This is a genomic window from Paenibacillus sp. UMB4589-SE434 (genome assembly GCF_030226685.1).
Classification (GTDB): domain Bacteria; phylum Bacillota; class Bacilli; order Paenibacillales; family Paenibacillaceae; genus Paenibacillus_B.
The window spans coordinates 390,363-416,132 of the sequence record NZ_JASOYK010000003.1; the positions used below are offsets into that span (position 1 = coordinate 390,363).

At 42.7% G+C, this 25,770-nt stretch carries 19 protein-coding genes; 14 read left to right on the forward strand and 5 right to left on the reverse strand.

Features of this window, described 5'->3' with window-relative positions; all coding sequences use genetic code 11:
• Nucleotides 1–198 precede the first annotated feature (198 nt).
• From cls to QP775_RS14320, 11 genes are all read left to right on the forward strand, one after another.
• Nucleotides 199–1,620 carry a cardiolipin synthase gene (gene cls / locus QP775_RS14270; protein ID WP_285106929.1) on the forward strand — a complete coding sequence of 474 codons (1,422 nt, stop codon included), beginning with the start codon at nucleotides 199–201 and terminating at the stop codon, nucleotides 1,618–1,620.
• Nucleotides 1,621–1,774: 154 nt separating this feature from the next.
• The gene (locus tag QP775_RS14275) at nucleotides 1,775–3,130 is read left to right on the forward strand and encodes a dipeptidase (RefSeq protein WP_285106931.1); all 1,356 of its coding nucleotides are present in this window, start codon (nucleotides 1,775–1,777) and stop codon (nucleotides 3,128–3,130) included.
• Nucleotides 3,131–3,416: 286 nt separating this feature from the next.
• Nucleotides 3,417–4,430, forward strand: coding sequence for a DUF4062 domain-containing protein (locus QP775_RS14280; RefSeq protein WP_285106933.1), 1,014 nt, complete (start codon nucleotides 3,417–3,419; stop codon nucleotides 4,428–4,430).
• A 69-nt stretch (nucleotides 4,431–4,499) separates the two neighbouring features.
• Nucleotides 4,500–5,552, forward strand: coding sequence for a hypothetical protein (locus QP775_RS14285; protein WP_285106935.1), 1,053 nt, complete (start codon nucleotides 4,500–4,502; stop codon nucleotides 5,550–5,552).
• A gap of 101 nt (nucleotides 5,553–5,653) precedes the next feature.
• The gene (locus QP775_RS14290; protein ID WP_285106937.1) at nucleotides 5,654–5,959 is read left to right on the forward strand and encodes a hypothetical protein; all 306 of its coding nucleotides are present in this window, start codon (nucleotides 5,654–5,656) and stop codon (nucleotides 5,957–5,959) included.
• 53 nt (nucleotides 5,960–6,012) lie between these two features.
• Entirely contained in the window at nucleotides 6,013–6,714 is a 702-nt protein-coding gene (locus QP775_RS14295; RefSeq protein ID WP_285106939.1) for a CPCC family cysteine-rich protein, read from the forward strand.
• A gap of 471 nt (nucleotides 6,715–7,185) precedes the next feature.
• Complete coding sequence (locus QP775_RS14300) at nucleotides 7,186–7,809, forward strand: phage/plasmid replication domain-containing protein (RefSeq protein ID WP_285106941.1); 624 nt, start codon at nucleotides 7,186–7,188, stop codon at nucleotides 7,807–7,809.
• Nucleotides 7,810–7,852: 43 nt separating this feature from the next.
• Nucleotides 7,853–8,386, forward strand: a complete 534-nt coding sequence (locus QP775_RS14305; RefSeq protein WP_285106943.1) for a hypothetical protein — start codon at nucleotides 7,853–7,855, stop codon at nucleotides 8,384–8,386.
• Nucleotides 8,387–8,933: 547 nt separating this feature from the next.
• Nucleotides 8,934–11,132, forward strand: a complete 2,199-nt coding sequence (locus tag QP775_RS14310) for an MrcB family domain-containing protein (protein WP_285106945.1) — start codon at nucleotides 8,934–8,936, stop codon at nucleotides 11,130–11,132.
• Complete coding sequence (locus QP775_RS14315) at nucleotides 11,104–13,536, forward strand: restriction endonuclease-like protein (protein ID WP_285106948.1); 2,433 nt, start codon at nucleotides 11,104–11,106, stop codon at nucleotides 13,534–13,536. Before QP775_RS14310 ends, QP775_RS14315 begins: the two co-directional genes overlap by 29 nt.
• Before the next feature lie 2 nt (nucleotides 13,537–13,538).
• Complete coding sequence (locus QP775_RS14320) at nucleotides 13,539–14,330, forward strand: hypothetical protein (RefSeq protein ID WP_285106950.1); 792 nt, start codon at nucleotides 13,539–13,541, stop codon at nucleotides 14,328–14,330.
• A gap of 404 nt (nucleotides 14,331–14,734) precedes the next feature.
• Here the strand turns inward: QP775_RS14320 and scfB are convergent, their stop codons facing one another.
• Together scfB and scfA are read right to left on the reverse strand one after the other, a co-directional pair.
• Nucleotides 14,735–16,117 (reverse strand): thioether cross-link-forming SCIFF peptide maturase, encoded by a 1,383-nt coding sequence (gene scfB, locus QP775_RS14325; RefSeq protein WP_285106951.1) that lies wholly within the window; start codon nucleotides 16,115–16,117, stop codon nucleotides 14,735–14,737.
• Nucleotides 16,118–16,221: 104 nt separating this feature from the next.
• Nucleotides 16,222–16,371: a six-cysteine ranthipeptide SCIFF gene (scfA, locus tag QP775_RS14330; protein ID WP_239330081.1), complete on the reverse strand. Its 150-nt coding sequence runs from the start codon at nucleotides 16,369–16,371 to the stop codon at nucleotides 16,222–16,224.
• 70 nt (nucleotides 16,372–16,441) lie between these two features.
• On the opposite strand from scfA, the gene QP775_RS14335 reads away from it, so the two are divergent.
• The gene (locus tag QP775_RS14335; RefSeq protein ID WP_285106954.1) at nucleotides 16,442–17,146 is read left to right on the forward strand and encodes a hypothetical protein; all 705 of its coding nucleotides are present in this window, start codon (nucleotides 16,442–16,444) and stop codon (nucleotides 17,144–17,146) included.
• Between the two features lie 200 nt (nucleotides 17,147–17,346).
• Here the strand turns inward: QP775_RS14335 and QP775_RS14340 are convergent, their stop codons facing one another.
• Nucleotides 17,347–18,897 carry a flavocytochrome c gene (locus tag QP775_RS14340; protein ID WP_285106956.1) on the reverse strand — a complete coding sequence of 517 codons (1,551 nt, stop codon included), beginning with the start codon at nucleotides 18,895–18,897 and terminating at the stop codon, nucleotides 17,347–17,349.
• Between the two features lie 589 nt (nucleotides 18,898–19,486).
• Between QP775_RS14340 and QP775_RS14345 the strand changes: the two genes are divergently transcribed.
• On the forward strand, nucleotides 19,487–21,574 hold the full coding sequence (locus tag QP775_RS14345) for a TerD family protein (protein WP_285106958.1): 2,088 nt from the start codon (nucleotides 19,487–19,489) through the stop codon (nucleotides 21,572–21,574).
• 467 nt (nucleotides 21,575–22,041) lie between these two features.
• The gene (locus tag QP775_RS14350) at nucleotides 22,042–23,307 is read left to right on the forward strand and encodes a helix-turn-helix domain-containing protein (protein WP_285106960.1); all 1,266 of its coding nucleotides are present in this window, start codon (nucleotides 22,042–22,044) and stop codon (nucleotides 23,305–23,307) included.
• Nucleotides 23,308–23,600: 293 nt separating this feature from the next.
• Here the strand turns inward: QP775_RS14350 and QP775_RS14355 are convergent, their stop codons facing one another.
• Together QP775_RS14355 and QP775_RS14360 are read right to left on the reverse strand one after the other, a co-directional pair.
• Nucleotides 23,601–24,407 (reverse strand): WYL domain-containing protein, encoded by an 807-nt coding sequence (locus QP775_RS14355; protein ID WP_285106962.1) that lies wholly within the window; start codon nucleotides 24,405–24,407, stop codon nucleotides 23,601–23,603.
• A complete protein-coding gene (locus QP775_RS14360) occupies nucleotides 24,382–25,704 on the reverse strand; it encodes a helix-turn-helix transcriptional regulator (RefSeq protein ID WP_285106964.1) in 1,323 nt (440 codons plus the stop codon). Before QP775_RS14360 ends, QP775_RS14355 begins: the two co-directional genes overlap by 26 nt.
• Between the last annotated feature and the right edge of the window lie 66 nt (nucleotides 25,705–25,770).

The window sequence follows — 25,770 nt, forward strand, 5'->3', positions numbered from 1 at the left end:
CCTCCCGAATTGGTCATGCATGTTCCTCTTAATGCACTTTATTCCCTGCTTAGACAAAACATGACCACAAAACGTGACCAGCCTCTGTTTTGTCTGGCTCTTATTGTGTCTATATAGCCCTATGATAAATGAATGAATACAGGTACATGTGGGCAAGGCTGAACATAGGCCATGATAAGATGAGGAGAATTGTGTGCAATGATATGGTGGATCATCGGACTACTGTTCTATATATTTCAGTTGTTTACCATCCTTGTGTTGGAGTACAAGCATCCCGCTAAGGCAGTCGCCTGGCTGTGGATTTCATTTTGTATCCCGATAATCGGATTTGTCATGTATTATTTTCTTGCGCAAGAATATACGGCCAGAAGACGAATTCGTAAAAGCTGGTTTGTTGATCATGTGATCGAAGAGTTGGACTTTCTCCATGTTGTTCGCGATGTAGAGGAGCTTCAAAATGCTGAAATGAAACGGCAGGATCGTCTATTCCGTCTCATTTCAACCTTATCAGAAAGTCCGATCACAAGCTGCAATCGCACACAGGTGCTGACGAACGGACATGCCACATATGAAGCGATAGCCGAGGCGATCAAAGGGGCAGAGCACCATATTCATGTGGAGTTTTACATTATTAAGGACGATTCCATAGGAGCCATGTTCCAAAAGCTGCTGATTGACAAGGCGCAGCAGGGCGTAAAGGTTCGTGTCATTGCCGACGGTGTCGGCAGCATCGAGCTGAAACGACGTTATGTGAAGCAATTCGAAGATGCAGGTATTGAATTCCACTGGTTTCTGCCGGTATGGGTGTCCTTCTTCAAGCGGCGCCTCAACTATCGGAATCATCGAAAAATAGTTGTCGTGGACGGCAGGATTGGGTTTGTTGGCGGCATTAACATCGGTGATGAATATGTGAGTGGCAGTCCAAAGAGTGGCTTCTGGCGAGATACACATCTACAGGTTGAGGGGGATGCCGTATACACGCTGCAGGCGGTGTTTGTGCATGACTGGGCGTTTGCTTCGCAGCAGCGGCTCTTGGAGCGGGAGTTCTTTCCGCGTCATATCTGTCCCGGGAATGAACAGGTGAAGATCGTGCCAAGCGGGCCGGATACGAGCTGGGATGCGATTCAGGAGCTGTATTTTGGGGCACTGAGCTGCGCGAGCGAGCGTGTATGGATTATGACACCGTACTTTATCCCGGACATGGGGACGCAGCTTGCCTTAAAGACAGCAGGCGTAAGCGGTGTAGATGTACGAATTATTATTCCGCACCAGTCGGACTCCAAGATCGTCGACTGGGCAGCGCGCTCGTACTTAGAGGAATTGATGCAATCGGGTGTACGCTTCTTTGAGTATTACAAAGGCTTTGCCCATGCCAAGACGATGGTCATGGATCACTCACTGGCGTGCGTTGGCACGGCCAACATGGACATGCGCAGCTTTTTCAGCAACTTTGAGCTGAATGCAGTTATGTTCGATGAAGCGGTCATCGACTGCTTGGCGCAGGATTTTGAGATGGACTTTGCAGAGAGCAAGGAGATCGATTATGAGCAATTCGTCAAGCGATCACGCTGGCAGCGGGTGCTAGAAGGTGTGTCGCGGATGCTGTCGCCATTATTGTAAGAGGAATGATGGAATGTGCATGTCACCGTACCAGCATATCACCAAGTCGAGATGTCGCTATTTCGGCATTTCGGATATTTCCAATTTCGTAATTTCACAAATGGTCCAAAAGGCGTACAATAACGTTATACATATGAAGGAGGCGTTACTGAATATGAGTTACGAAACGTATTTTCAACAAAATAGAGAAAAGCATCTGACTGAACTAAAAGAATGGTTGTCGATTCCGAGCATATCGGCATTGTCTGCTCATAAAGAGGACGTAAACAAAGCAGCTTCCTGGCTTGAGAAGCATCTGAACAGTATTGGCTTGGAGAATGTGGTGGTACACCAGACGAATGGTCATCCAATTGTGACCGCTGATTACTTGCATGCGCCAGGCCGTCCAACCATTCTGGTCTATGGCCACTATGATGTGCAGCCTGTAGATCCGCTGAATTTGTGGACGACCCCGCCGTTTGAGCCCGACATCCGTGACGGCAAGCTGTACGCACGCGGCGCGACAGACGATAAAGGGCAGTTGTTCCTGCACATTAAGGCGATTGAAGCGATCTTAAAGGAAGAGAATGGGCTTCCAGTGAACATCAAGCTGTGCATCGAAGGGGAAGAGGAGATCTCAAGCGCAAGCTTGCCGCCATTCCTTGATGCGAACAAGGACAAGCTGGCGACAGACGCGGTCATCATCTCGGACACGTCGCTGCTTGAGCCAGGCAAGCCAGCGATCAGCACGGGTCTGCGTGGTCTGTGCTCGCTGGAGGTAGAAGTGAACACTGCTAACACGGACCTGCATTCCGGTACGTTTGGCGGTGGTGTTCCAAATGCGCTGCATGCACTCGTGGCGCTGCTGGCGACGCTGCATGACGAGCAGGGCCGCGTAGCCGTGGAAGGTTTCTACAAAGGCGTGCCAGAGCTGTCGCCGCTGATGCGTGAGGAGTTTGCGAAGCAAAATATGAACGAGCAGGCGCTCACGGATAAGCTGGGCCTTGACACGCTGTACGGAGAAGAGGGGTATTCCTTCGTAGAGCGCGTTGGCGCACGTCCGACGCTGGAGCTGAACGGCGTATATGGCGGCTTCCAAGGTGAAGGCACGAAGACGGTTATTCCAAAGGAAGCGCATGCGAAGATTACGTGCCGTCTAGTTGGTGACCAAGATCCGCAGGACATGCTCGACAAGATCAAGGCGCACCTGAACAAGCACATTCAGCCAGGCGCGACTTTGAAAATTACAGACGGCGAGAAAGCCCGCGCCTTCAACATCGATCCAACGGATCGTATGCTGCAAGTGGCGGCTGACGCTTATGCGAGCGTCTATGGCACTCGTGCCTTGTTCACGAAGGATGGCGGTTCGATTCCGATCGTGGAGACGTTCTCTCGTGTGCTGGAGGCGCCTGTTGTGATGATGGGCTTCGGCTTGCCGGACGAGAATCTGCATGCGCCTAATGAGCACTTTAACTTGGAGAACTTTGACAAGGGTCTGCTGACGATTGTGGAGTTCTTGAAGACTGTTTAAGGGGTTGGGAACAATTTCTTTTCCATAGGAGATTGTTCCCGCATACGACACATGTGGAGTGCTGTTCACTATTAGTGAGAAAAGATTAAACAAGATGTGACGGTGTCAGAACCCCTTCTAATCTAACTTGAAGGGGTTCTTGTTCTTCGACCAACTTAACTATAGAAGTTGTAAGTATTAGCGTAGATAGATGTTTAATAAAATGGTAATATTTATATATTGCCTTATATGAAAATACCTGCCCCAAAATTTATATAATATAGAGTCGATACAGGAGGACTTGTCGTTGAAAAAGAAGTTACAGGTGTTTGTTTCCTCAACATTCCTAGATTTAAAGGATGAAAGACAGAAAGCTGTTGAAGGTATTCTACGTGCCGGACACATCCCTGCAGGGATGGAACTTTTTACTGCGGCAAGTAAAAGTCAATGGAAAGTAATTGAGGATTGGATAAAAGAGTCTGATATTTTAATGTTGATATTTGGTGGTAAGTACGGAACTGTGGAACCGGAAAGTGGGAAAAGTTATACGCAGTTAGAGTACGAATTTGCATTGAAAAACAATATTCCTGTCTTTGCTTTAGTTTTAAATGATCAGTTTCTTGCCAATAAGAAAAGTGCAGATATAAGTCTTAAAGTATATGAGCATGAGGTCGATAAACCTGAAATTGAGAAATATAAAATGTTTAAAGCACTTGTTGAGTCGAATTTGGTAAGATTCATCGGTAATATCAGTGAAATCTCTACTGAAGTTGTATTATCATTAAATGATTTTAATAGTAAGGATTCTGATGAATATCACTTTAGAGGTTGGATTAGGGGCACAGATGTTGAAGCGAGTTCAGTTAATGGTGGGCAACAAGGCAATAGTAAGTTATTTATGATGGATGAGGAACTCCTGAATAAAGTTATTAATAAGATAGAAGAGGAATCCTTTATAGACATTATTGAAGATATCTCCACTTATTGTTCTTATAACTCTGAAAACACGAAAAAAATCGATGAACTTATATATTTTTCAAAAGAACCGTCCGCAAGATTTTTTAATTCTACAATTCAATCATTATTTGTGAAATTAGTGACTAAATTAGATGCTTTTACTGATTTTACAGGAATACATTTCTTTCCGAAGAACGATCGTTTGTATTTGTATCCTGAGTTAAACATTGATCTCACTTATGTAGATGAAGAAGGTAGAAAAAGGTACGACAAATACTACTCAGAACTCTCTCGTATTTCCAGGGAGACTATTCAAGAGATTCGGGATTTTATTTACCAATCACGTATTGCACTATATAAATGATTTCTATAATGCCCTTCTGCTGAATACGGGAGGGTATTTATATTTTAATTAATAAGGATGGACGTACAAATGCCATTGACACCTAGTGCTCAAATATTCAAAAGTAAGTTTTGCCAATGGGCTCAATCGAATCTACCTGAACACAGTACAAGGAAATTTACAAACTCACTAAATAATGTATTGATGAGTCATTTGTTTGAAAGTGATAAAAATGTGCAGATTATAATTAGAAATTTAGTGAATTCAAAAAAATTAGGTTTTAGTTATGAAGGTGAAGAACTATTAATAGCTCCTGATAGTAGGAGGGAGAATTTATATATAGGTGTCACAATGCCTTCATGGGATAGGGGACTACGACATATTTGTAGAGATGAACATGTATATGATGTCATCTCATGGTTTTTTCATTTTGCTTCTCAATATGTAGCTAGGAGTCGGATGATAGATGTAATTGCGTCAATTAATCTTGTTTATGGACGAACATGTGATTTTAGAGGGCACAAAATGATCAAGATCCTAGAAGAAAAAAGTACTTGTAAGAATAGCCTTGAATTAGCATTAAAATCTGAGGCAAATCCAATCTATAAGAAAAGGCTTAGTTCAAACGAGAGACAGTTATTTTGCTTGATTGACCAATCAAACTCATTAGACCCATTTGTTCATAGGATACATTTCAATTTTCTAAAGTCGTGTAATTTACTAAACAGTGAATTTTATGAAGAAGCTATAACTTCTCTAGATAAAACAGTAGACGTGATACACCAATATGCGAGAGAACGTATGAATATTAATGGTACTGATAACCAAAGAGATTTAACTTTGACTGCTTTCGAAATGTCGGGAGAGGAAAAACACCAGTTAGCTAGATTATACGACATAAGAAATTTTTTCGGCGGGCACCCAAGTATGAGTAAATGGTGGGACTTCTCAGAGATCTTTGATGAAGATATTGATCAATTATTTGTTACGGTAAGAAAATTAATTAATAGACTAATAATGCATGAAAATTGCCATAGAGTGGTGGAAAAGAGTCCTGTTCTTTGGTCAACATGGTTTTTGGATAATGCCATGATTCTATGGGACTCTGTTTGGTTTGAAAGAATACAGAAGAATATAAGGTGATTATTTAGAGTGGGTTTTAATAGGAATAGTGGTTGTGTAATTCAATATTCCTAACTTTAACTCTTAGTGATAAGAATCCTAAGAATATGGAGTAAAAAACTATGAAAATGATGTGGTGTTGGCGTTGTAAATGTGAAATGCCCATGTTAGATGAAGGAGAATATGCTCGGATTCATAAGTTATATGGTGACTGCATGAAAGCAACAAAGGAGTTAGAGCATGGACTATCATTAGAACAGCTATCTATGGATGAGAGATTCAGGCCTGTCGTAAAGGAATACGAAAAAATAACTGGTGTTTCAGGCGTTCATCATAATGCAATTATGCATCATCAAATATCTTTATTTGGCGACTTGCCAATATTGTGGCAAGCCATTGAGAACGCCAAACGCAAAGTTGTGTGCTAGCTGTGGTCAGCTTAAGTAGCAGTTGATGACTGAAAAAGAAAGGTAAGTGTCAAATGACCCGATTTAATTGTCCCTGTTGTGGCTATCCCACACTAGAGGAAAGAAGAGGTTGGGAGATTTGTTGTTTATGTAATTGGGAAGATGATGGACAGGATGATCCGCACGCAGATAATGTTTGGGGCGGACCAAATCAAGACTATTCACTTACTGAGGCTCGTGAGAACTTCAAAAAATACTACATCATGTATAGAGATAGACAAATAATCCTAAAGCAAACGGATAAAGAAATTCAAACAAAGAAAAGTTTAATTAATGCATTTGAAAAACTTAGGACCGCAGATAATGAATCTGTTCAACAAATATGGCAGGACATCGATTCCTTCGAAAAGGTATTAGATGATATTGTTCATGAAAGTACAGAACGCTACAGCAATAACATAGAGAAGAATCAAGAGATCATAAACCTAATTAATTCCGATAACCCTGACACAATAGTAAGAGGCTTTCTTTCCCTAGCATTAAATGCGGATGATGGAGAGTTTGTACAAGAACTGATGGTTCGATACACTCAGCATAATAATGAAAATATAAGGGGTATAGCTATTCTTTGCTTTGGTCATATAGCAAGAATACATGGAGCAGTTAATAAGGAATTGATTATTCCACTTATCAATGATGCATTAAATGATGAAAGTTCGTTTGTCAGAGGGCATGCTAACTCAGATTTAGATGATATAAATATGTTTTGTAGGTAAGTAACAAGGCCTCAGAGACTATTCTCTGAGGTTTTTTTGTTATGGGGGTGGGTGCCGATTAAAGCGATATTTATCTCTCCAACATTGATAACCTTTATTATGCCTGAACGAATTTTTCTGAAACATATTGTGCGTACATTAGGACGACCGAAAAGTATAACCTTTCTTATCAAAAAAGTACTTCGGTAATAACCTGAAAATATCTAGATACCACCATAAAACAGGGCAATTACCTTACCTTCGCTTTCTTACGTTTTATTGAAAATAACGATGTAAATGCACTAATCGCAACAGAAGCAAAAGGTAAAACGATAGGGAGGGCGGGAAGGTTGTTAGATAAGCATCGCAACTAATCAGGTACTTGTCACGATCATTCTCACTGTAAGGAGCAATTGGCTGTGCACACCAATCAAGTTCCTGTAACACCTTAAATTAACAACAAGATTTTGACTTTACAGGGGGAGATTTGTTGTGTTTGATACAGTTCGCATAAAGGCTGAGAATATCGTAGTTGAGTCTATTATTCTTGATACGCTAGATGCAAAAGTAACTACTTTTCTTGATAAAAGTACCGGAGTCATTACGGATGTCTATACATTCCCATGTAATCAGATACCACATGTTAAATACAACTCTACTACTTTCGTTCTTGAAGTAGAATTATCTATTCCTAAATTCCTATTCGGTGAGAACATCAGCCTTCTAACATTGAAGGATATTGATGCCTTCTTCACAATGCTCTCGCATCAACTCCGTAATGAACTAAGAGTCGATATTGACCGTAGCGAATGGAAAGTAAAGAGGATAGACGTTTGTTGGAACTTCAATGTTGGTAGTAAAGTTACGGATTATCTCTCTCAACTATCGCTTATGAAGTATCCGAGAAAAGACACCGTCACTTACAACCAAACCGAAACGGTAATTTGGAGAAACAATAGCAGTAGAATCATGTTTTACGACAAGGAGAAAGAGCGGCGAAGAAAAGACGCACCATCGAGTGCAATTCATCAAGCAAATGAGAATGGAGGTCTCCCCCTCCGACCACGAAATGAAGGACTACTCTATAGACAAGCGAGCATCACATTTGCTCACTAAAGAGTTCTTTATCTATATTACTAGAAAAATCAGCCCATACCTTGTGTTTAGTGGAACTCATCTGAAACATGGCAAACATGTATGCGGACAGCACACCATAAAGGAAGAGGCTCTAAAGTCTATCATCCTTGAAGATATCCGTACATGGACGGAGGCCTTGAATCAGAAGGACGTGTTGGAGCGGGTTGAGGCAAAGGCGACAACATCAAGGAAACAGCTTACTAAGCAATTAGAAGCAGTAGATAAACAGCTTCAGAAGCTAAATGATGAGCGAAAGGCATTAATCAGACTCTTAGCATCGGATAAAATTACTGAGGCTGAATACAAGGATGTTACTGCTGAAATTAACAGTAGCATCGAACAACTTCAATTGAAGAAGTCTACATTATCTAACGTGGCGCAGACCAAAGGATTGGACGTTATGGTCACTCGGATGAAGGAAGAACTGCAAAGGTTCATGAAATTAAAGGACCTTACTTCCGATATGCTTCATAGGTTGGTTGAAAGAATCGAAGTTACAGCAGATGGGATACCGCAAATCCGTTACAGATTTGCCCCTCCCTCTGCTTTTCTTTAAGCCATTAATTCAGTGACCGACACTCAAGTCATGTAGAGTGCGTGTAAGGTTATGTCGTAGAAGTTCTTAATTATCCAGCATTATTGTTTTGGATTTGAAGTGGATGGAGATGTCGATTAATTTATGGTGTGAGTATTTCCTGCAGCTTCACATTTTCAAGGGTGCCTTTCTAGGTGCTCTTTTTTTATTAGATTGCTGTGAGCAATCTATCTAGTAAGATCATGTCCCCATATTTAAACTCATTATGTACATAAAACAGGTCGGTAATGTTCAACAAGAGCCACTCCTCACTCTGACTCATTTTGCTGGGGAGAATGATTTCTAATATAATACTCCAACTTTATTTAATCAATCAGTTGGCTTTAGATATAATCAAATTAACTACCAAACTGCGTCCATTTTTAATATTTACAAGGTCATTTCTTGAAGTGATCAGTGTTTATGCTTTCTTCATTATGAATGTGAATAGCAGGAACCTGATACAATTATAGCGAATGATTTGTAATATGTTATCGTATTTTTAATCTTCCTAAGGTGGTTTATGTATATGACGTTACCAGGTACTCTATCCGGAGTCTTCACCTATAAACAAAAATCATACAAAATGGTGCTCGTCCTAGCGTTACTCAGTGAAATGAATGTGAGCGGAGAGCGGATGGTCTCTTTTCAGAGCTTGAAAAAAAGGTTTCTTGACCTTCTACAGGAGCGGGAATCTCATGGCAAGTTGGTTGATCCACCTATTAGTGGTATGGAGAGTTGGGCAGATGTGACACTGAGCGAGATTTCGCAGACGATACAAACACCCATCGCAGCCCTGCAGGAAATCCTTGAACAAGATCTGCATGATCAAATGATTGGCTTTAAGAGCCAGCTTTATGAAGCATGGGATAACGATGTCCTGATCGAGCTGCACGATTACGCTACGCAAGAGTTGGAGCAATATTACAGAATGCGGCAAGGGGTATCATTTTCGCTAAGGGATACGTTGCATCATATCATGTCCCATTACATCAAAGCTAAAATTGAACCATTCGGAAAAAATCCTTTAGGAGATTTCGTTCGGCGACAAGTTCCTTCCAGTATCAAGAGTCTGCCCTTTATCCACGAAAATTTGAAGATTCAAGCTTCAGTCGGTCAGGGAGTTTGGTCAACAATACCATGGATAGCTATTATGGATCGTCGAATTGGGAAGTCGACCCAGAAGGGTGAGTATATCGTTTATCTCTTCGCAGAGGACATGAAGTCTGTTTACCTTACCCTTGCTCAGGGTGTAACCGAACCGAATAAGAAAGGGAAAGTTGAAGGTTATAAGTACCTACGCGGAAAGGTTCAAGAGATAAGAGACATGCTTCCATTGGAAGGTCTAAAAAAGGACGAAGAAATTCACCTTACTGCTAGCGGCTTGGGGCGTGACTATCAAATATCTACGGTTGCTTATTATAAGTACGATCGTGATCATTTACCCGATGAAGAGCAGTTAATAAGTGATCTCCATAATCTCGTGAATAATTACAAGCAGTACGTTGATGTCGTCTTGAATAACGATGAACAGGAGCAAATGCCTGTGATTAACCTAACCGTGAGCGAACGGCTGGCGGCAATCAAAGCCTACATTCGCCGTAAAGGCTTCGCCTACCCTGATCATCTGATCGAGAACTTTTATTTATCGCTCAAATCTAAACCATTCGTTATTTTAGCTGGTGTGTCTGGAACGGGTAAAACAAAGTTGACCAAGCTTTTTGCGGAGGCTCTGGGAGCAACAAGTGATAATAAACAATTTACTCTTATTCCGATCCGGCCAGATTGGAACGATCCATCTGATCTCCTGGGGTACAAGGACCTGTCTCACCAGTTCAGACCTGGTCCGCTTATAGAAGTACTGACAGAAGCGTGCCGATCAGACAATCGTCATAAGCCTTATTTTATCTGTTTAGATGAGATGAATTTAGCGAGAGTGGAGCATTATTTTAGCGATATGTTAAGTGTGTTGGAAACGCAGCAGTGGCAGGGAGAAAGGATTACGACGGAGCCACTTATACGTGAAGCCTCGCTTGTCAATGAAGAAGATAAAAAGCGGTATGGGAACATTTATTTGCCGGAAAATGTGTATCTCGTCGGTACGGTGAATATGGATGAAACAACGCATCCATTCAGCAAGAAGGTACTGGATCGAGCGAATACAATTGAATTTAATTATATCCGTCTTGAACAACTTCCGGAACTGAATGATACTTTTAATAGTACAGATACTCAACCAATACCTGCACCGAACGCTTTCTTACGCTCAGATTACCTTCAACTAGCTGAAGTATACGTTAGAGAGTCACCATTTAAGGAGCTAATCGAAGAGACTACGGCAAAATTAGTAGAGGTTAATAAGATTCTGGAGTCAATTCATTCCCATGTCGGATTTCGGATTAGGGACGCTATCTGTTTCTATTTAATCTATAATGTACAAGCGACGTTGTTGTCTGAGGATGCGGCATTTGATTTTCAACTCCTGCAGAAAATACTTCCAAGAATTCAAGGGAGTAATGATTCAGTAAGACTTGTACTACTACGGCTATTGGAGATTATGGTCGGAAGGAAACTGCCGATTAATGAATTGATAGAAGACCCATCCGAGCTATGGGAGAATATTGAAAAGGTTATTGAGTCAGCTAGGTATAAACAAAGCGCTAGAAAAATCATCTTCATGTTACGGAGGTTAGATGAGGATGGATTCACCTCTTATTGGCTCTCTTAATTGCCCAGTCGAACTGCTCAGAATTGAGACAAATCATTTCAATTTATATTTACAAGGGAAGCCATATCACCCGACGGTAGAAATGTTACGACTTCATCGCAAGGATGACTCGACATGGGTTGACGCCCACCTTCATATACAGGCGATTTTGCCTAGTTTAGAGATTACATCTATAAAACTGTTCTCACCTGAGGAGCAGGGTCTTGTACCATGGCAGTTTGGTGATGCGTGTCCTCCCTTATTTTATGAAACGCAAACTTATGAATTGATCGTAGAAATGGAGCCGGATACACCAATTACGTTTTACCATGATAATGTCAATTTACGTCACTCTGTTTTGCCAAAGGGGGGCCGTCTGCTGTCTGGTATACTCAATTTTCAGAATGAGGTGGGCTTTACAGAGCTTGAACTCCGTCTTCATGGTGAGTCTCTGTTTCGGCTGCAATTGGAAATTTTCCCATCGAAAATGGACTATAAGCAGGATTACCAAACCATTCTTAATGATGTAAATGCCCAAGTCTATAATCTGTCTTTTGATTTTTTGCGCAAGACGTATCAGCTTACCGGGTTAAAGGAGACTCGGAACCAGAGCTTAACGGAGTTATTCGCAATTTTACAGCATGTATTTCACCAACTCATACAGAACTTAGAACGGATGCATAGCACACCACATCATAGGCTGACCATGGATAATCGGATCATTGAATCGTCACGAGTAAAAAAGGCGGGGCGTGAAAATATCGCATTTCTAACAAAACGACCGTATTTGCTAGTTGCTGCCGATAGAAGGAATGGATTGCTTAGGATTAATGACCAGAGTTATATCCCAACACATGTTCTGGAGACGAGAAGGTCTATAGATTATGATACGCCGGAGAATCGTTTTGTCCGTTGGGTGCTTGTACGGGTGCAGACAAAATTGCGAAGTTTAAAAACACAGCTTGGGAAAAAGGAGCGATCGCCTGATCCCCAGCTGTTGAAAAAAATAGTTCGGATGCAAAAGGAAGTTGAGCGTTTCTTGCAGCTGGATTTTTTGCAGGTTGGAGATATTCGACAGATGACGACTTCACTTGTTTTACAGATGGCACCGGGTTACAGGGATGTTTACAAGTTTTATTTGATACTGATGAAGGGGCTGGCCATCCAAAATGATCTCTTCCGTCTATCCATGAAGGATCTTGCGCAGTTGTACGAATACTGGTGTTTCCTAAAAATTCACGAGCTTCTAAGCCGCAAATATGAATTGGTCAAGCAAGATATAATTAAGTTTAATCGAAGCGGATTGTTCGTGAAGCTGCAGCGAGGAAATGCATCGAAGATAGTGTATCGTCATCCACAGAACGGTGAGGAGTTTATTCTGTACTATAACGCATTACCATCTAGTGATGGCAGTCGTACGACTGGTCAGCAACCGGACAACGTTCTGACATTGAAGAAGCGGGACTCTGCTGTAGAATACAAATATATTTTTGATGCAAAGTATCGGATCAACCCTGCTTATGAGGGGACGCCTTATCACAGAAAATACAAGGAACCAGGCCCTCAAGAGGATGATATTAATACAATGCATCGGTATCGGGATGCCATTGTAGTCGGTCTGAGAGCAGATGATAAGGAACTTGAACGTAGTATGTTCGGAGCGTATGTTCTTTTTCCCTATGCGGATGAGGAGAAGTATCAGGAGCATCATTTTTACAAGAGTATTGATCTTGTGAACGTAGGGGCCTTTCCGTTACTGCCGAATTCGACATCGCTGCTGGAGGCGTTTCTTGACGAAATTATTCTGGATAGTCCAGAGAAAGCATATGAGCGTTCGACACGACCGCGGGGAACGAAAGAGTATTACGCGGACAAGTTAGCCGGACGAACGGTATTGGTAGGGGCACTAAGCCATGAGAATCAACTCCGAGATCTTAGACGTTTCGGATTCTATCATGTGCCTTTACAGCATTTTTCAAAACATGGGACGTTGTCGCAGCTTGAGTATGTTGCGATCTATCAATCAATTAAGCGATTTGGCCGAGAACAGGCAGGCATCACGCTTTATGGACGGGTGAAAACGTGGAAAGTGCTGCCACGGTACGAAATTCATGAAATTCCATCGCGTCGTGGAGCGACAAGTGAGCTTTATGTGAAGCTAACTGTAGAGGAATGGCTGGAGCGAGATGAGCGAATTGTACCAGGTGGGCATGGCGTGAAAAGCGTTCTACTAACATCAAAATACATATTTGATCGCGCGGTGGAGGTTGCGGAGCTGCGACTGGAAACCGAAGATCAGTTACGTGACTGGCGTGAGAAGCGCCGACAGGGAAAGATCAGCGTGAGGTGGAATGATTATCACGTGGATCGAGCGACGCGACTCGAGAGCTTGGAGTTAGGTGACGAAGTTGGAGGCGGAACATAGCGATGTGGGCGGATATTGCTACATTTTTAAAAGCAAATGCTTCAGAGACGTTGCTTATTTCGATTATAGGCACGATACTAGTCTGGATGTACAAGCAATTCAAAGGTATGATTGATAGCAAACAACAGCGTGAGCTGGCAATTGTGCAATTAAAGCAAGGTCTTTTTACTAAACTTGAATTAAGTATTGCGAATGTGCTCAATCAGGATAATGAAGTGAGTAAGCAGCAGTTGTATGCTTTGTTGGGGGAATGTGGTCCTTATCTAACAAGTACACAACGAACGGTCATTCGGGATTATTATAAGCAAGTTAATCCCCTTCTGCTTCATACGTTGCAGGCTTTGATTGTGAGCGAGGTGGACAAACTTGGAAGGCAACTGGGCCAACTAAGAGAAGATGAAGAAAACACCGAGTGGTTGATCTACATTCAGAGGTTGTACGCTCCATTCGGACCAATTATATTATTTTTGATTATTACATTATATATTGTGTTTATCTATCAATTAGTGAAGCAAGGAGCCTCTTTGTGGATTCAGATTTGCATTTTGCTTTTAGGAGTGACTATTTTTCTATCTGCAACGTTATTCATTGCCATGCTCTATTTCATTTTCCGGGGAGAACTAGGCAAACAAGGAGCTAAACGTTGGTACCTTATTGCCGCAATTATTGTTTCACCTGCTTTAGCGTTTGTTGTCAATCGGGTTGATATGTTCACTGTTGTGTTCGGTATTCAACTTTTGGGATTGATAATTGTGTCACGCAGCAAGAGACCTTTGGAAATTATCAAACCATAGTAGTAGGGAATTGGGGTACGAGTAAAAAGATTCATAAAGTAAAAGTACGATTCGAAGTCTGACCGAGGGTTGGCTGAGAATCAGTGTGAACCTTGAGCTCGATGCTTTGGCACGAGAGATTGATACTGTGTATCCTGAACGTTGAAAAATACCAGCAGGCAAATAGGACTGTTCCCAATCGCACAAAAATATATAATATAACAAGAGCGAGACGCAGGCTGTCAAAAGCCCTTTGTCGCACTCTTTATTACGTTCTTAGCTATTTTTTGTAACTTCTCATATTCAACTTTCTACCAACAAGCAGTTGATCATCTGCCACTTAGTATTACATGGTATGCATCTATAGATAGATTATCAAACAGACCACTATTTCAATTACAAGAGATAGTGGTCTGTTTTTCCTATTACTGCGCCTCACAAGCTTCAAGTTCTCGAATGGACTCGGCAACCTTTGCCATCATGGAGCATTCAATTCGTTTACGGAAAACGTCACAACTAAACTCGTAAATTCCGTTGATGGAACCCGTCGCATGCAGGGCATTGGCAGGACAGCCGCCGCTGCAGTATAGTTTAGCCCAGCAATCTTTACATGCTGGCTTTGCGTAGCAGTTGCTTTCTTTAAATTGGCCCTGCAGCTCAGGTCGTGTGATGCCCTCCCAGATATTGCCCATGCTGTACGCTTCATCCCCTACAAACTGATGGCAGGGGAATAGCTCGCCCGCTGGGGTGACAGCGAGATATTCTGTGCCCGAGCCACAGCCGGAGATTCGCTTCTGGATGCAAGGACCTTCCGAGAGATCAAGCATGTAATGATAGAACGTAAATCCTTTGCCTTGCTCGCTGCGCGTAATCATTTCTTTGGCAAGAATTTCGTATTGGTGATAAATCTCCGGGAGATCCTTCTCGGTTAGAGCATAGGGTTCCCGTGGATCACAGATGACAGGTTCCATTGAGATTTTGTCAAAGCCTAGATCTGCGATATGGAAGATGTCATTGGTGAAGTCCACATTGTTTTGCGTATAAGTTCCTCGTACATAATACTCCTGGTCGCCGCGCTTTTGGATGAAATCCTGGAACTTCGGTACGATATGATCATAACTGCCTTTGCCGGTCACGGTTGTACGCAACTGGTCATGTACCTCTTTTCTGCCATCGAGGCTTAAGACGACATTGTACATTTCCTGATTCAAAAACTCGGTGACCTCATCGTCCAGCAGCATCCCATTCGTTGTGAAGGTGAAGCGAAATTTCTTCTTCCATTCCTTTTCCTTACTTCGTGCATACGCTACGATCTGTTTGACGACTTTCCAAGCCATAAGCGGTTCCCCGCCGAAGAAGTCGATGTCCAGATTTCGGTGATGACCCGAATGTTCCAGCAAGTAATCAATTGCTCGTTGTCCAACCTCAACACTCATGATGGCTCGTTCACCATTGTATTTCCCTTGGCTGGCAAAGCAATATTCGCATGACAGATTACAGGTATGCGCGACATTAAGACAGAGTGCTTTGACATATGTTTTTCGTTTTTGTAAATCAATAGACAGTTCTTCATACACATCCTCTGTAAAGAGCAGCCCATTCCTTTTGAGTTCTTCAACCTCTGAAAATGTCTCTCTAATACTATCCTCAGCAAAATGTTTTTCCTTCATTAAGGTCAGGATTTGTGCGGGAGCTGCATGCTCATAAAGTGCAATGATCTCATACGCCAGATCATCCACAACATGCACTGAGCCACTATAGGTGTCGAGCACGATGTTATATCTGTTCAGTTGATATTGATGAATCATATTGCGAACCAAACTCCTTTTTGCCTACAAATTGCAACTTCGAACTGACTAACCAGCATAAACAAATTCGCCGTCCTTATAGGGACGGCGGTGAGCTTTAATTACTATTTGTTCATTTCATTTTCACAACGTTGGTTGGCAACGCCACAGGAAGTCTTGCAAGCAGACTGGCAAGATGTCTGACATGCACCGCATCCGCCGTGTCTTGCTGTGTCCATTAGCTTTCGTGTATTCAGTGTTACGATTCTTTTCATGATGAATAACTCCTCTGCCATGTTTTTAAATATATTTCACTTGCTACGTTGAACTATCGTAGCAACAACTTTGGCGGCACAACAATCAAAAAGGTCACACCTCATCCTAACTGCTTGGCAACTGATGGTTGGATGGGGTTACGTATTTAGGGGAGATAGAAAAATTAGGCAAGTATTGTGGACAGGATGCGAAATCTTATATACAAAAACAAAATTATGTTATATTTTGGAATTTGAAGGAGGGCTTGATATGAAACTCTTCAAAAATAAAATGTTCTGGTTTGTCGTGTTTATTATTTTGATTCATTATCCATTATTGCATAATTACTATATCGATGATAAGGATAAGAATACGATCAAAATCGCTGTAGAGAAGCTGTACCAGGATTATTGTCACGAAGACGTCGTGGCTCAGGTATCATCAAACTGGATCCAAGAAATTGGGTGGATTGGTGGAACGGTTCACCCATTTTATGTAGAAACCTCATCTAAGAAAGTACCAGCATTTAGCGGCCTTTTTGGTAGAAAACAGATTGTTATTCGGGAGTTTGGATGTTATACCCATGAATTGAAGCTGGATCGTGAATCGCAGCGTTTTATACCTGTGGAACCGACGGAGGCGTTTTCCTCTCACATGAATGATAAAGCAGGCATTCCGCTCGAAATTCTTATCTTTTACTTTTTAATAGACTGCGTATCTGTGCTGGCTATTATAGTTTATATATTAGTCAGAATAATAAGGAATTTTGTTATAAGCAGAAAGAGGGCGCAATGAACTAGTACCAACTCTAATTACGATTCCATCTTATGAGCTACATCCTTGATCATAGCTACAAACATCTTACATACGAATAACCGGATGGTGTAAGCGAAGTTGATATCTTGTGGTAGTCAACTTGTGCATCAAAAGAAGAGGCCCGCTATTTTCTAGGGCCTCTTAATCGTTACAAGAAAATCACTGCACGGATCTTTGCATTATTTTGCGCTCTTCACATATTGCGCTGACTTCATCCCAGCCTGACGGCCAAAAATAATGATCTCTGCAATGGAATTGCCGCCGATTCGATTCTCACCATGCAGACCGCCTGTAACTTCGCCTGCAGCAAATAGAGCCGGAATAGGCTTGCCATCCTTGTCTAATACTTCCGTATTGGTGTTGATCTTTACACCACCCATGGTGTAGTGAATGCCTGGTCCAATCTTGATCGCATAGTACGGAGTACCCGATAATTCATGCTCCATCCCTGTTTTTCTGTTGAACGCATCATCTTTCTTACTCTTCACAGCCGTGTTCCAGCCCTCAAGTGTCTTCTGCAGGGGAGCGGCAGGCACACGGATAATCTCTGCCAGCCCCTTGATCGTATCTGCTTGTTTAACAAACCCCATTTTCTCATAATAATCGATTGCTTTTGCACGCGACTTGACACCGGAATCGAAGATCAGATAAGCACTTTTTTCCGAGAGCTTGTTAATTGCTGCTGTAACGCTATCGCGAGCGCCCATCTCATTTACGAAGCGCTTCCCTTCATTGGATACCAGTATCGCACCTTCACCGCGTACTACTTCACCAATTAAATAGGAATTTTCCTGCTGAACGGTAGGGTGAACCTGAATTTGATCCATGTCAACCGTGGTGCCGCCCATGTGTTCTACCATCTTAATGCCGTCACCTGTGCTGCCCTCCTGATTCGTCGTTACATAACCTTCAAGGTCAGGTCTCACCTTCTTGATTAACTCCATGTTTGCGCCGAATCCACCTGCCGTAATCACAACAGATTTGGCCGCAATTGTTTTGTTCTCATTTGCTTGGCTGAAATCAACCTTTACACCAGTTGCCTTCCCGTCTTTGCTTGTGACCTCCTGCACATTGGCGTTGACAAAGAGTGGAATTCCTTGTTCTTGTACCTTTTTGATCAGTCCAGATACAAGATACTTGCCGACAGCTGAGCCATCTTCAGGACGATGGGTGCGTTTCTTGCTCATGCCCCCTGTAATCGTAATGTTGTTCAGGCGAATACCATTGCTGTCCAGCCAATCAATGGCAGCAGCAGAATGGTCCACAAAGTACCGAAGCATATCCTTATTGTTGGTCAAATGCCCGCCTTTTAGCGTTTCATCATAGAAAAGATCATTAGTATCCGTAATGTTCTGTTCTTTCTGGAACTTGGTTTCCGATGCATTCATTCCTGAAGATGCTTTGCTTGTGTTGCCGCCGGCTACCTGCATTTTCTCCAGAATGACAGGGCTCAAGCCTGATGCCTTCACTTCAAGCGCCGCGGTCATGCCAGCACCTCCTGCACCAACAATGACAACGTCATAGCTCTCCCTGAGCTGGTCGAGCGGTGTATATGTAGCAAGGGATGGGCTTGATACGGCATCTTCCTTTTCTTTTTCCTTGTTTTCTTCTGCCTGTTGATTTGCACCGGCTTCAGGTCCAGGCTGTTTGGAGCTTGCTCCTCCACAACCTGAGATCAGCAGCAGAAAGGCAAGTAGGATCATCAGGGCAGGTTGGCATTTTCTTTTCATTATGCAATCCTCCGCATCGTGTAGTTCTTTCTCGGTCTTCCAGCATAAGAGCATGCAGGAGACTTGTTGCTTTAGTATGCCAATTTTCGCCTTTTATTATTTGTTAAGCTTACGCTCTTATTAGCAGGCAGGGCCGAGTATAAACGAAAATAGTCTGGAACTTAAGTAAGGCTTAAATGGGCGATCACTGCTATACAAAGAACACAGCGTGGCTGCTTCGGCTAACTTATTAGTCAATTCATATACCTTATGTACTCGTCAATCGTGGTAATGAGTGCCTATCTAATTTCGCAAATAATCACTGTCGTAATACTTTCGCCATGTTCGTCTACCTGAACATATGGGATGATACTACTCAAGAGGCCGACAACAATGCTCAGTTAAGAACACCTTGAGTAAGTTGATAACCTCCAACCACTTCAGGCTATTGCTTCTACAACCATTGGAGATTCAAATTAGGGTGGCACCTTTCCTGAAGAGATCACAATCAGGCTATTGCATCTCTTCCTTCTTAAACCAAACCTAGTTGATACTAGAGATGCAAGTTTCCTGATTGTTATTTTATGAAAATGAGGAGGGATTAGGCCCAATGAGAAATGCTATTTATTTAAGAAGAGCAAGCAAGCTCATTGTAGAACCTGGTCAACACCGTCTCCCCCAACCATATTTAGCTACGGCACTGAAAAACATAGAGTATCTCGGGTTTACTTTATCCCAGCCGCTTATGGAAGTCGTTCAAACGATGTCAGTGGAACAGTTTCTGGAGTTGTATCATCAGCTTGTGTCAGACTTGAAGCAGTTAATTGGTGGGAATGTAAACTTTAGGCCCATGTACCCGAACTTCCCCAAGCAAGTGATGCTTGCCAGTGAGGCAGAGCTTTATATTAACGCTATCATTCACTACATCACACTCCAACTGAACGAATATGATGCATTGGAGCGAATTCCACTTCTGGATCAGGTTGATTTGAAAATAATAGATCTAGGAAGCGCAGCCGATTTTGATCACACTATTCGTAATCTTATTGGGGCAAAAGGCTCAATCTCCGAAACCGATCAGGCAGATGTGGAGTGGGTGATCGCCAATTACGAGGATGTAAGCTCGATATTGCCGGACGAGATCCCTTTAAAAGAAAACGTAGGGTTTGTAATAGGAACCCTGCTCAAATATGAGAAGTCAAATTCGAAGCTTATCAGCAAATACATAAGAACGGCAACAGATGTACTGCGGTTAGCGATAGCACTTTCAGATGGAGATGTAAGTCTTGCGAGTATATCGAAGTTTCGTAAGTTCAAGCGACCAGAGAGACGTTTATTGTTGGAGCTGCTTGAGCAATGTGGGAATCGTGTGGAGGATATGCTGCGGTATAAACATCGCTGGATTCGTCTTGGCGAAATTTTGCACCCTGCCGAATATAAACATAAGTTTCATGGCTGCAAGGAAGCGTTTGATATTTTACGCAATAATAAACCCTATGAAACGTTCAGCAGTAAGGTTGAACATGCGCTGCATCTCAAGGATACAAGTCTGGCTGCGGATATCTTACAAAGCCGTCCGGGAGAGTTCGCTAGGCGGCTGGACCATATGTTAAGAATGGGTGAGGACAACATTTCGGTCGTTGAAAAATTTGCTGCAATTGCCGAACAGGTCTCAACACCTGTGCTGTTGCAAGTTAGGGCTCATTTTAGCAATAGGAATAAAGGGCATGAACTGCGAACGTTTTTCCCAAAAGGGAATGTCGCCAAGGCAGTAGCTATCCAGAACACACTTCCTGATATTAATTCGGAAGCTTGTGAGGCGATAGTACAAACGTGCAAAAACACGCTTATCAGGAGATTCGCTGAGCTTCCTGCTATGGGGGACGTTTATGTCGATGCAAGCTTAAGGCAATATGTAGTGCCTTTTTCTCAAAGGTCGGCGAGCAAGGCACTTCGTACCATCGTTCGCGGTAGTCGGCTTGAGCTGCCTGAAGGAGACACAATCCGCTTCTACTTGTGGTGGAAGGAAGGGCAGGTTGACGGAACGCCTACAGGAAGAGTTGATATTGACCTGTCTGCGGTTATGTATGATGAGCAGTGGCAGTACGTCGAACATATTTCCTATACGAATCTGCGTTCAGCCCAGTATAAAGCGGCTCACAGTGGCGATATTACATCAGCTCCACATGGGGCCTGTGAGTTTATCGATATTGATATTCCTTCTGTTGTTAAATATGGGGGCCGTTACATCGTAGCCACGCTGAACTCATTTACGGGGCAGGCCTATTGTAATTTACCAGAGTGTTTTGCAGGCTGGATGATGAGGCAGCATCCCAATTCTGGAGAAATCTTTGAACCTTCCACTGTAGTAGATCGAATAGATGTTACTGCGGATACAAGAATCGCAATTCCGATCATTTTGGATGTGGTAGAACGGAAAATGATTTGGTGTGATCTAGCGCTGCAGCATCATCCTAACTATTTCAACAATGTCGAGGGAAATCAAAAGGGTATGGTACTGATGGGGAAAGCAATGACCACCTTAACGAAGCCAAACCTGTATGATTTATTTATGCTCCATGCGGAGGCCAGAGGCCGAATTGTGCAGCACGCTGATGACGCACAAACCGTGTTTTCGGTGAATGAAGGCATTACTCCGTTTGATATTAGTACCATCATGGCTGAGTTCATTGCTTAATGGGAGAGGGCTGCTGGAACTCCCGTCAGTCACATTTCGGTTGTCATCATCAGCATCGGCCAAGTGCTTTTTAACTTCGGTGTGAAGTCATGTCTCAATAAATAGAAATAGCCACAGGGAATACCCCCTCGTGGTTATTTTTGACGTCTTTTTATTACTGGCTAATGTATATCAACATAATGAAAAATCTTTTATTACGATCTATGACTAGTTAACTCAACTTATGCAGCTTAAGTCCTTAAACAAACGCTTGATATAACTGGGGAAACTAGAGATCCATACTGTAGTTGACCAAGAGCAGATATCTTGTTATTCTTCAGCTTCACTTGAGCTATTTTAGGAATTAATTACGATTGTAATGGTCATTTGTGGAATGTTGTATTTGGTGCATCTAAAAAAATATGGTAATATGTAGGTGGTCGATTAATATACAATTAATTAATAATCAATTAAGCGAGGTGTACCAGTTGGTTGAAATCTCCGCGTCCACATTAACACTGGGGCTGGGGGAACTGATACGATGTAAACGAAAAGAAAAACAGATGACACTCCCGCAGCTCTCCGATCTATCAGGTACTCCAGAAGCTACGTTATCCAGAATTGAAACAGGGGAGACACGTTCTCCAGAGTTCCGCACTATTCTAGTTATTGCTTCGACCTTAGATATTCCGATTGATGAGATCACAGAATTCTACATCGAAGCAGAATGTAGCTCGGAAGCACTATTTACGGTATTGGGGGAAGCTCTTCCTAATTCGTTGCCCGTTCCACTGATTATGAAAATCGCTACTACATTCCTCGCCTTTAATCAGCGCGAAACCTCTGAAGAGTCCGTTGAACGATTATACAACCTTGCAATCGAAACCAAAGAAATCCCTCAAAAGCTCGCCTTGTTTAAAGTGATTAGCGAGTTCTCCGACGATCACGGCATTCGGCCTACTCTGGCGAAAGCACTATTCCAATCTTATCTGATCGAGCGAGATGATTTTACAAAGTTAAGCAAGACTTATGAACCAGGAAAAAATATTCAATATCACGCTAAATTCCTTTCAGTAGACGATCAGATTACATATTATTATAAGCTAGGCGCTCATGCTTATCACTTGGGTAAATACGAGGATTGCATAGAGTTATGTAAAGAAGTGATCACTCTTGATTATTCAGAAGGTACATTAAAAGCATATGCCGTTCAATTAACTGCCTTCTCGTACTTCTTTTTGGATCGATACGACTTGGCAGAGAAGTATGTTAATATCTTAAAACACTTCTCTAGTATTCCTTCTATTGAGGAACAGGTTTCGTTTCTGACTGCCAAACTGGACGGTAAGAAAGGGGATATTGATTTAGCTATAATTCAGTTAGAAAACCGACTAGATACAGCCCCTCATAAGGTCGCTGTTATGTTCGATCTCATGGAGCTTTACTTAAAACAGAAAGATGTACAAGCAATTGAAAGGTTACTGCTGCATGAAAAAGATTTTATGTATTCTACCCACCCATCCATCGTTTCAGAGTATGCATTCTATTATGAAAAGAAGAGTGAATACTTTTTGTTGACAAATGAGCATAATAAAGCTTTTGAATGTTTGCTTGATAGCATTATAATGTTCATATCTGTTGATAGGCATCATGACATTGACAGGTGCATAGGAATAATTCTAAGCGAAGCCTTCAGAGGTGTTTTACATGATGCAAAGCTTACACAAGTGCTTTCCTATTTAACAAATAAATAATAAGGAGATACGACATGAAGAACAAATCCAGCAAGTTAGCTGCTTTATCTGCTTTTGTTGTAACTACTTTACTGCCTATCGCCATTGTTGCAATGACAAGTGGTGGAGGATCAACGATCCATCCGTGGTAAATATATTTATTCGAACAGACGCCAAGTAACGGCGTCTGTTTTTATTTTGGTTCCACTAAAATTAATTTCCGGGGATTCGTTGGAACCTGTGATATATCTACCACGAGTAGAGACGCCATGGGATATATTTATTATTCATCATATACCAAAGGAAAACGGAACTTATGTATGCTCCACCCCATACCGCTCCAACGCCTTCGTAGAAGCTTCCAGCATCCGTCTCTTTAAATAGCTCCCCTCGATCACTCGCACCCGCTTTCCGAGAAAACGAATCTTCGAGAGCAGGAACTCCATCTCATCTCCGGGCAAGCAGACTCGCACACGGTATGTATCCTGCTCCTCATCATAGGCAACGTCTTTTTCAAAGCAGGAGAAGGCGTACAGAATTCGAGATAATTCTTGGTTGTACTCGCGGACGATCTCAATTACCACATCGGTCTTGCGGGAGTCAAGCGTACGAGCCACGTGGGCAAGAATACGCTCGGCCTTCTCTGGTGGAATTGGCTCAGCTGAGACAGTGATGATGTTTTTCAGCCGTGTACTCATAAAAGCACGGTGGCGGAGGTGATACCAGAGCAGGTACCATTCTCTTTTGACCATCGAATATTCCAGCTTGTACGGCAGCCCGGATTGCTCGGACTGCACTTGACCGCGCTTAAGTTGGTACGTGAGGCAGATGCCACTTTTATTCGTAATATGTCTTCGTAAAGAGCGTAGAAGGGAATGGTAGACTTGCCCCTCTGTGCTTTTGGCTTTCTCCAGTAAATGATCCCTCGTATCCATTCGCTGATCCTGCTCCAAAAGGGAACACAATTTATCCAGTGTCTCCGCAGTAAATGCTTCGACTGCCGCAGGATGATCCAGCATCATCTTGAGCCAAGCTCTTTCGTGTGAGGTGATCATAAATGTACCGGAATCCTCAAGACGCGAGAGGACTTGATAGTTAAATATTTTCTCGAACAGGTTCATAGTACGCTTGAATCTCCTTCCATTCGGCAATCATCTCTCGACGGAGCTGTATTGGCTCTAATATTTCACAACTGGAGCCAAAGCTGCGCAGCCATGGCTTAATTTCAAAGGTACCGTTAACGGTAATTTCATAGACAAAAAAGTCTTCATTTTCCTCTATGATTTGTCCCCATTGCCCCTGAAGCAGGACGCGATTTCGAATAAAGTTAGGTTCCAAATCTCCCGGGTTAAAGAAGCGGGCACGTATGGTTATCGGTCGCCCCGTATCAATCAGCCAACTGTACTGGATCTTCTCTGCCAGCTCGCTAGACCTTTTCTCCCATAGTTCCTCGGATACTGCTTCCGCTTCCTCCAGCTGTGTAATGCCTTCCATGCGGTATTTCCGCAAGCCCTCTCTGCCGTTCGACAGCAAATACCAACGTCCGTATTGATGATCGTAGATGATTTTAAGCGGCAGCGTCTGTTCCACTTTCCCCTCATGATCCCGTTCGAATAACGGATTCGTATTCTGGGAGGCATAACTCTTCTCAGTTTTGGGTGAGAAGTACAAGAAACGAACCTTGCGTCGACTCCGAATCGCACGCAGCAGCGTAAAGAGATGTGCTTCATCTAATATCCGCGAGTAATAATGATATTTGTACAAAAAGGGCTCCATCGCATGCTTTTCCACTTGATTGCGAGCAAGGTGCTTCTTCAGCCCATCACGCAGCAAATAACCTTGCACAGAAGGCACCTGTGTATTGGCCATCACATCCACGTAGTCATACAAGTCATAAAGCTCCTCGTCCGATAACTCCTGGATCAAATCGTTATGTAGACGGTAGCGGAAAGGTCGTGTGCCCGCTTCACGTTTAATGACGCCAACTTCCTCCAAATACTTCAAATCCGACCGAATGGTTTTCTCGTCAGGAAGCGGCATGTCGGGATTCAGGTCGCCGCAGCATACGTCCATAAGCTCCATCGTAGTGAGTGCCTGTTCGTCCATGGCGGCCAGCAGCAAGGAAATTCTGTGGGATTCGGATTCCTTTACTGATTTGGCACGAAATACAAACAACAGCAGGGGATCGATTGACTCGTAATAGCTGTAGCGAATTGATTCCGCAAATTGTTTCTCCTGTCCTGGTGCAAGCTGCTGATAAGTTGTGTTTACGATCGTTTTAAGCTTCTTAATGGTCTTGTCAAACGTGTGTACGGAAATACCGAGCCGCTCTGCAAACTGCTGTCTGCTGTAGGCACCACTCGTTAGCGTCAGCATCCGCAAAAATTGAATTTCTTTGTCAAAGCTTTCCTTGGCCACCTCGAAATCCTCCGTTCTCCTGCATCCTTCTTTTATTGTAACAGGGGATAAAGCTGGGCGATATGG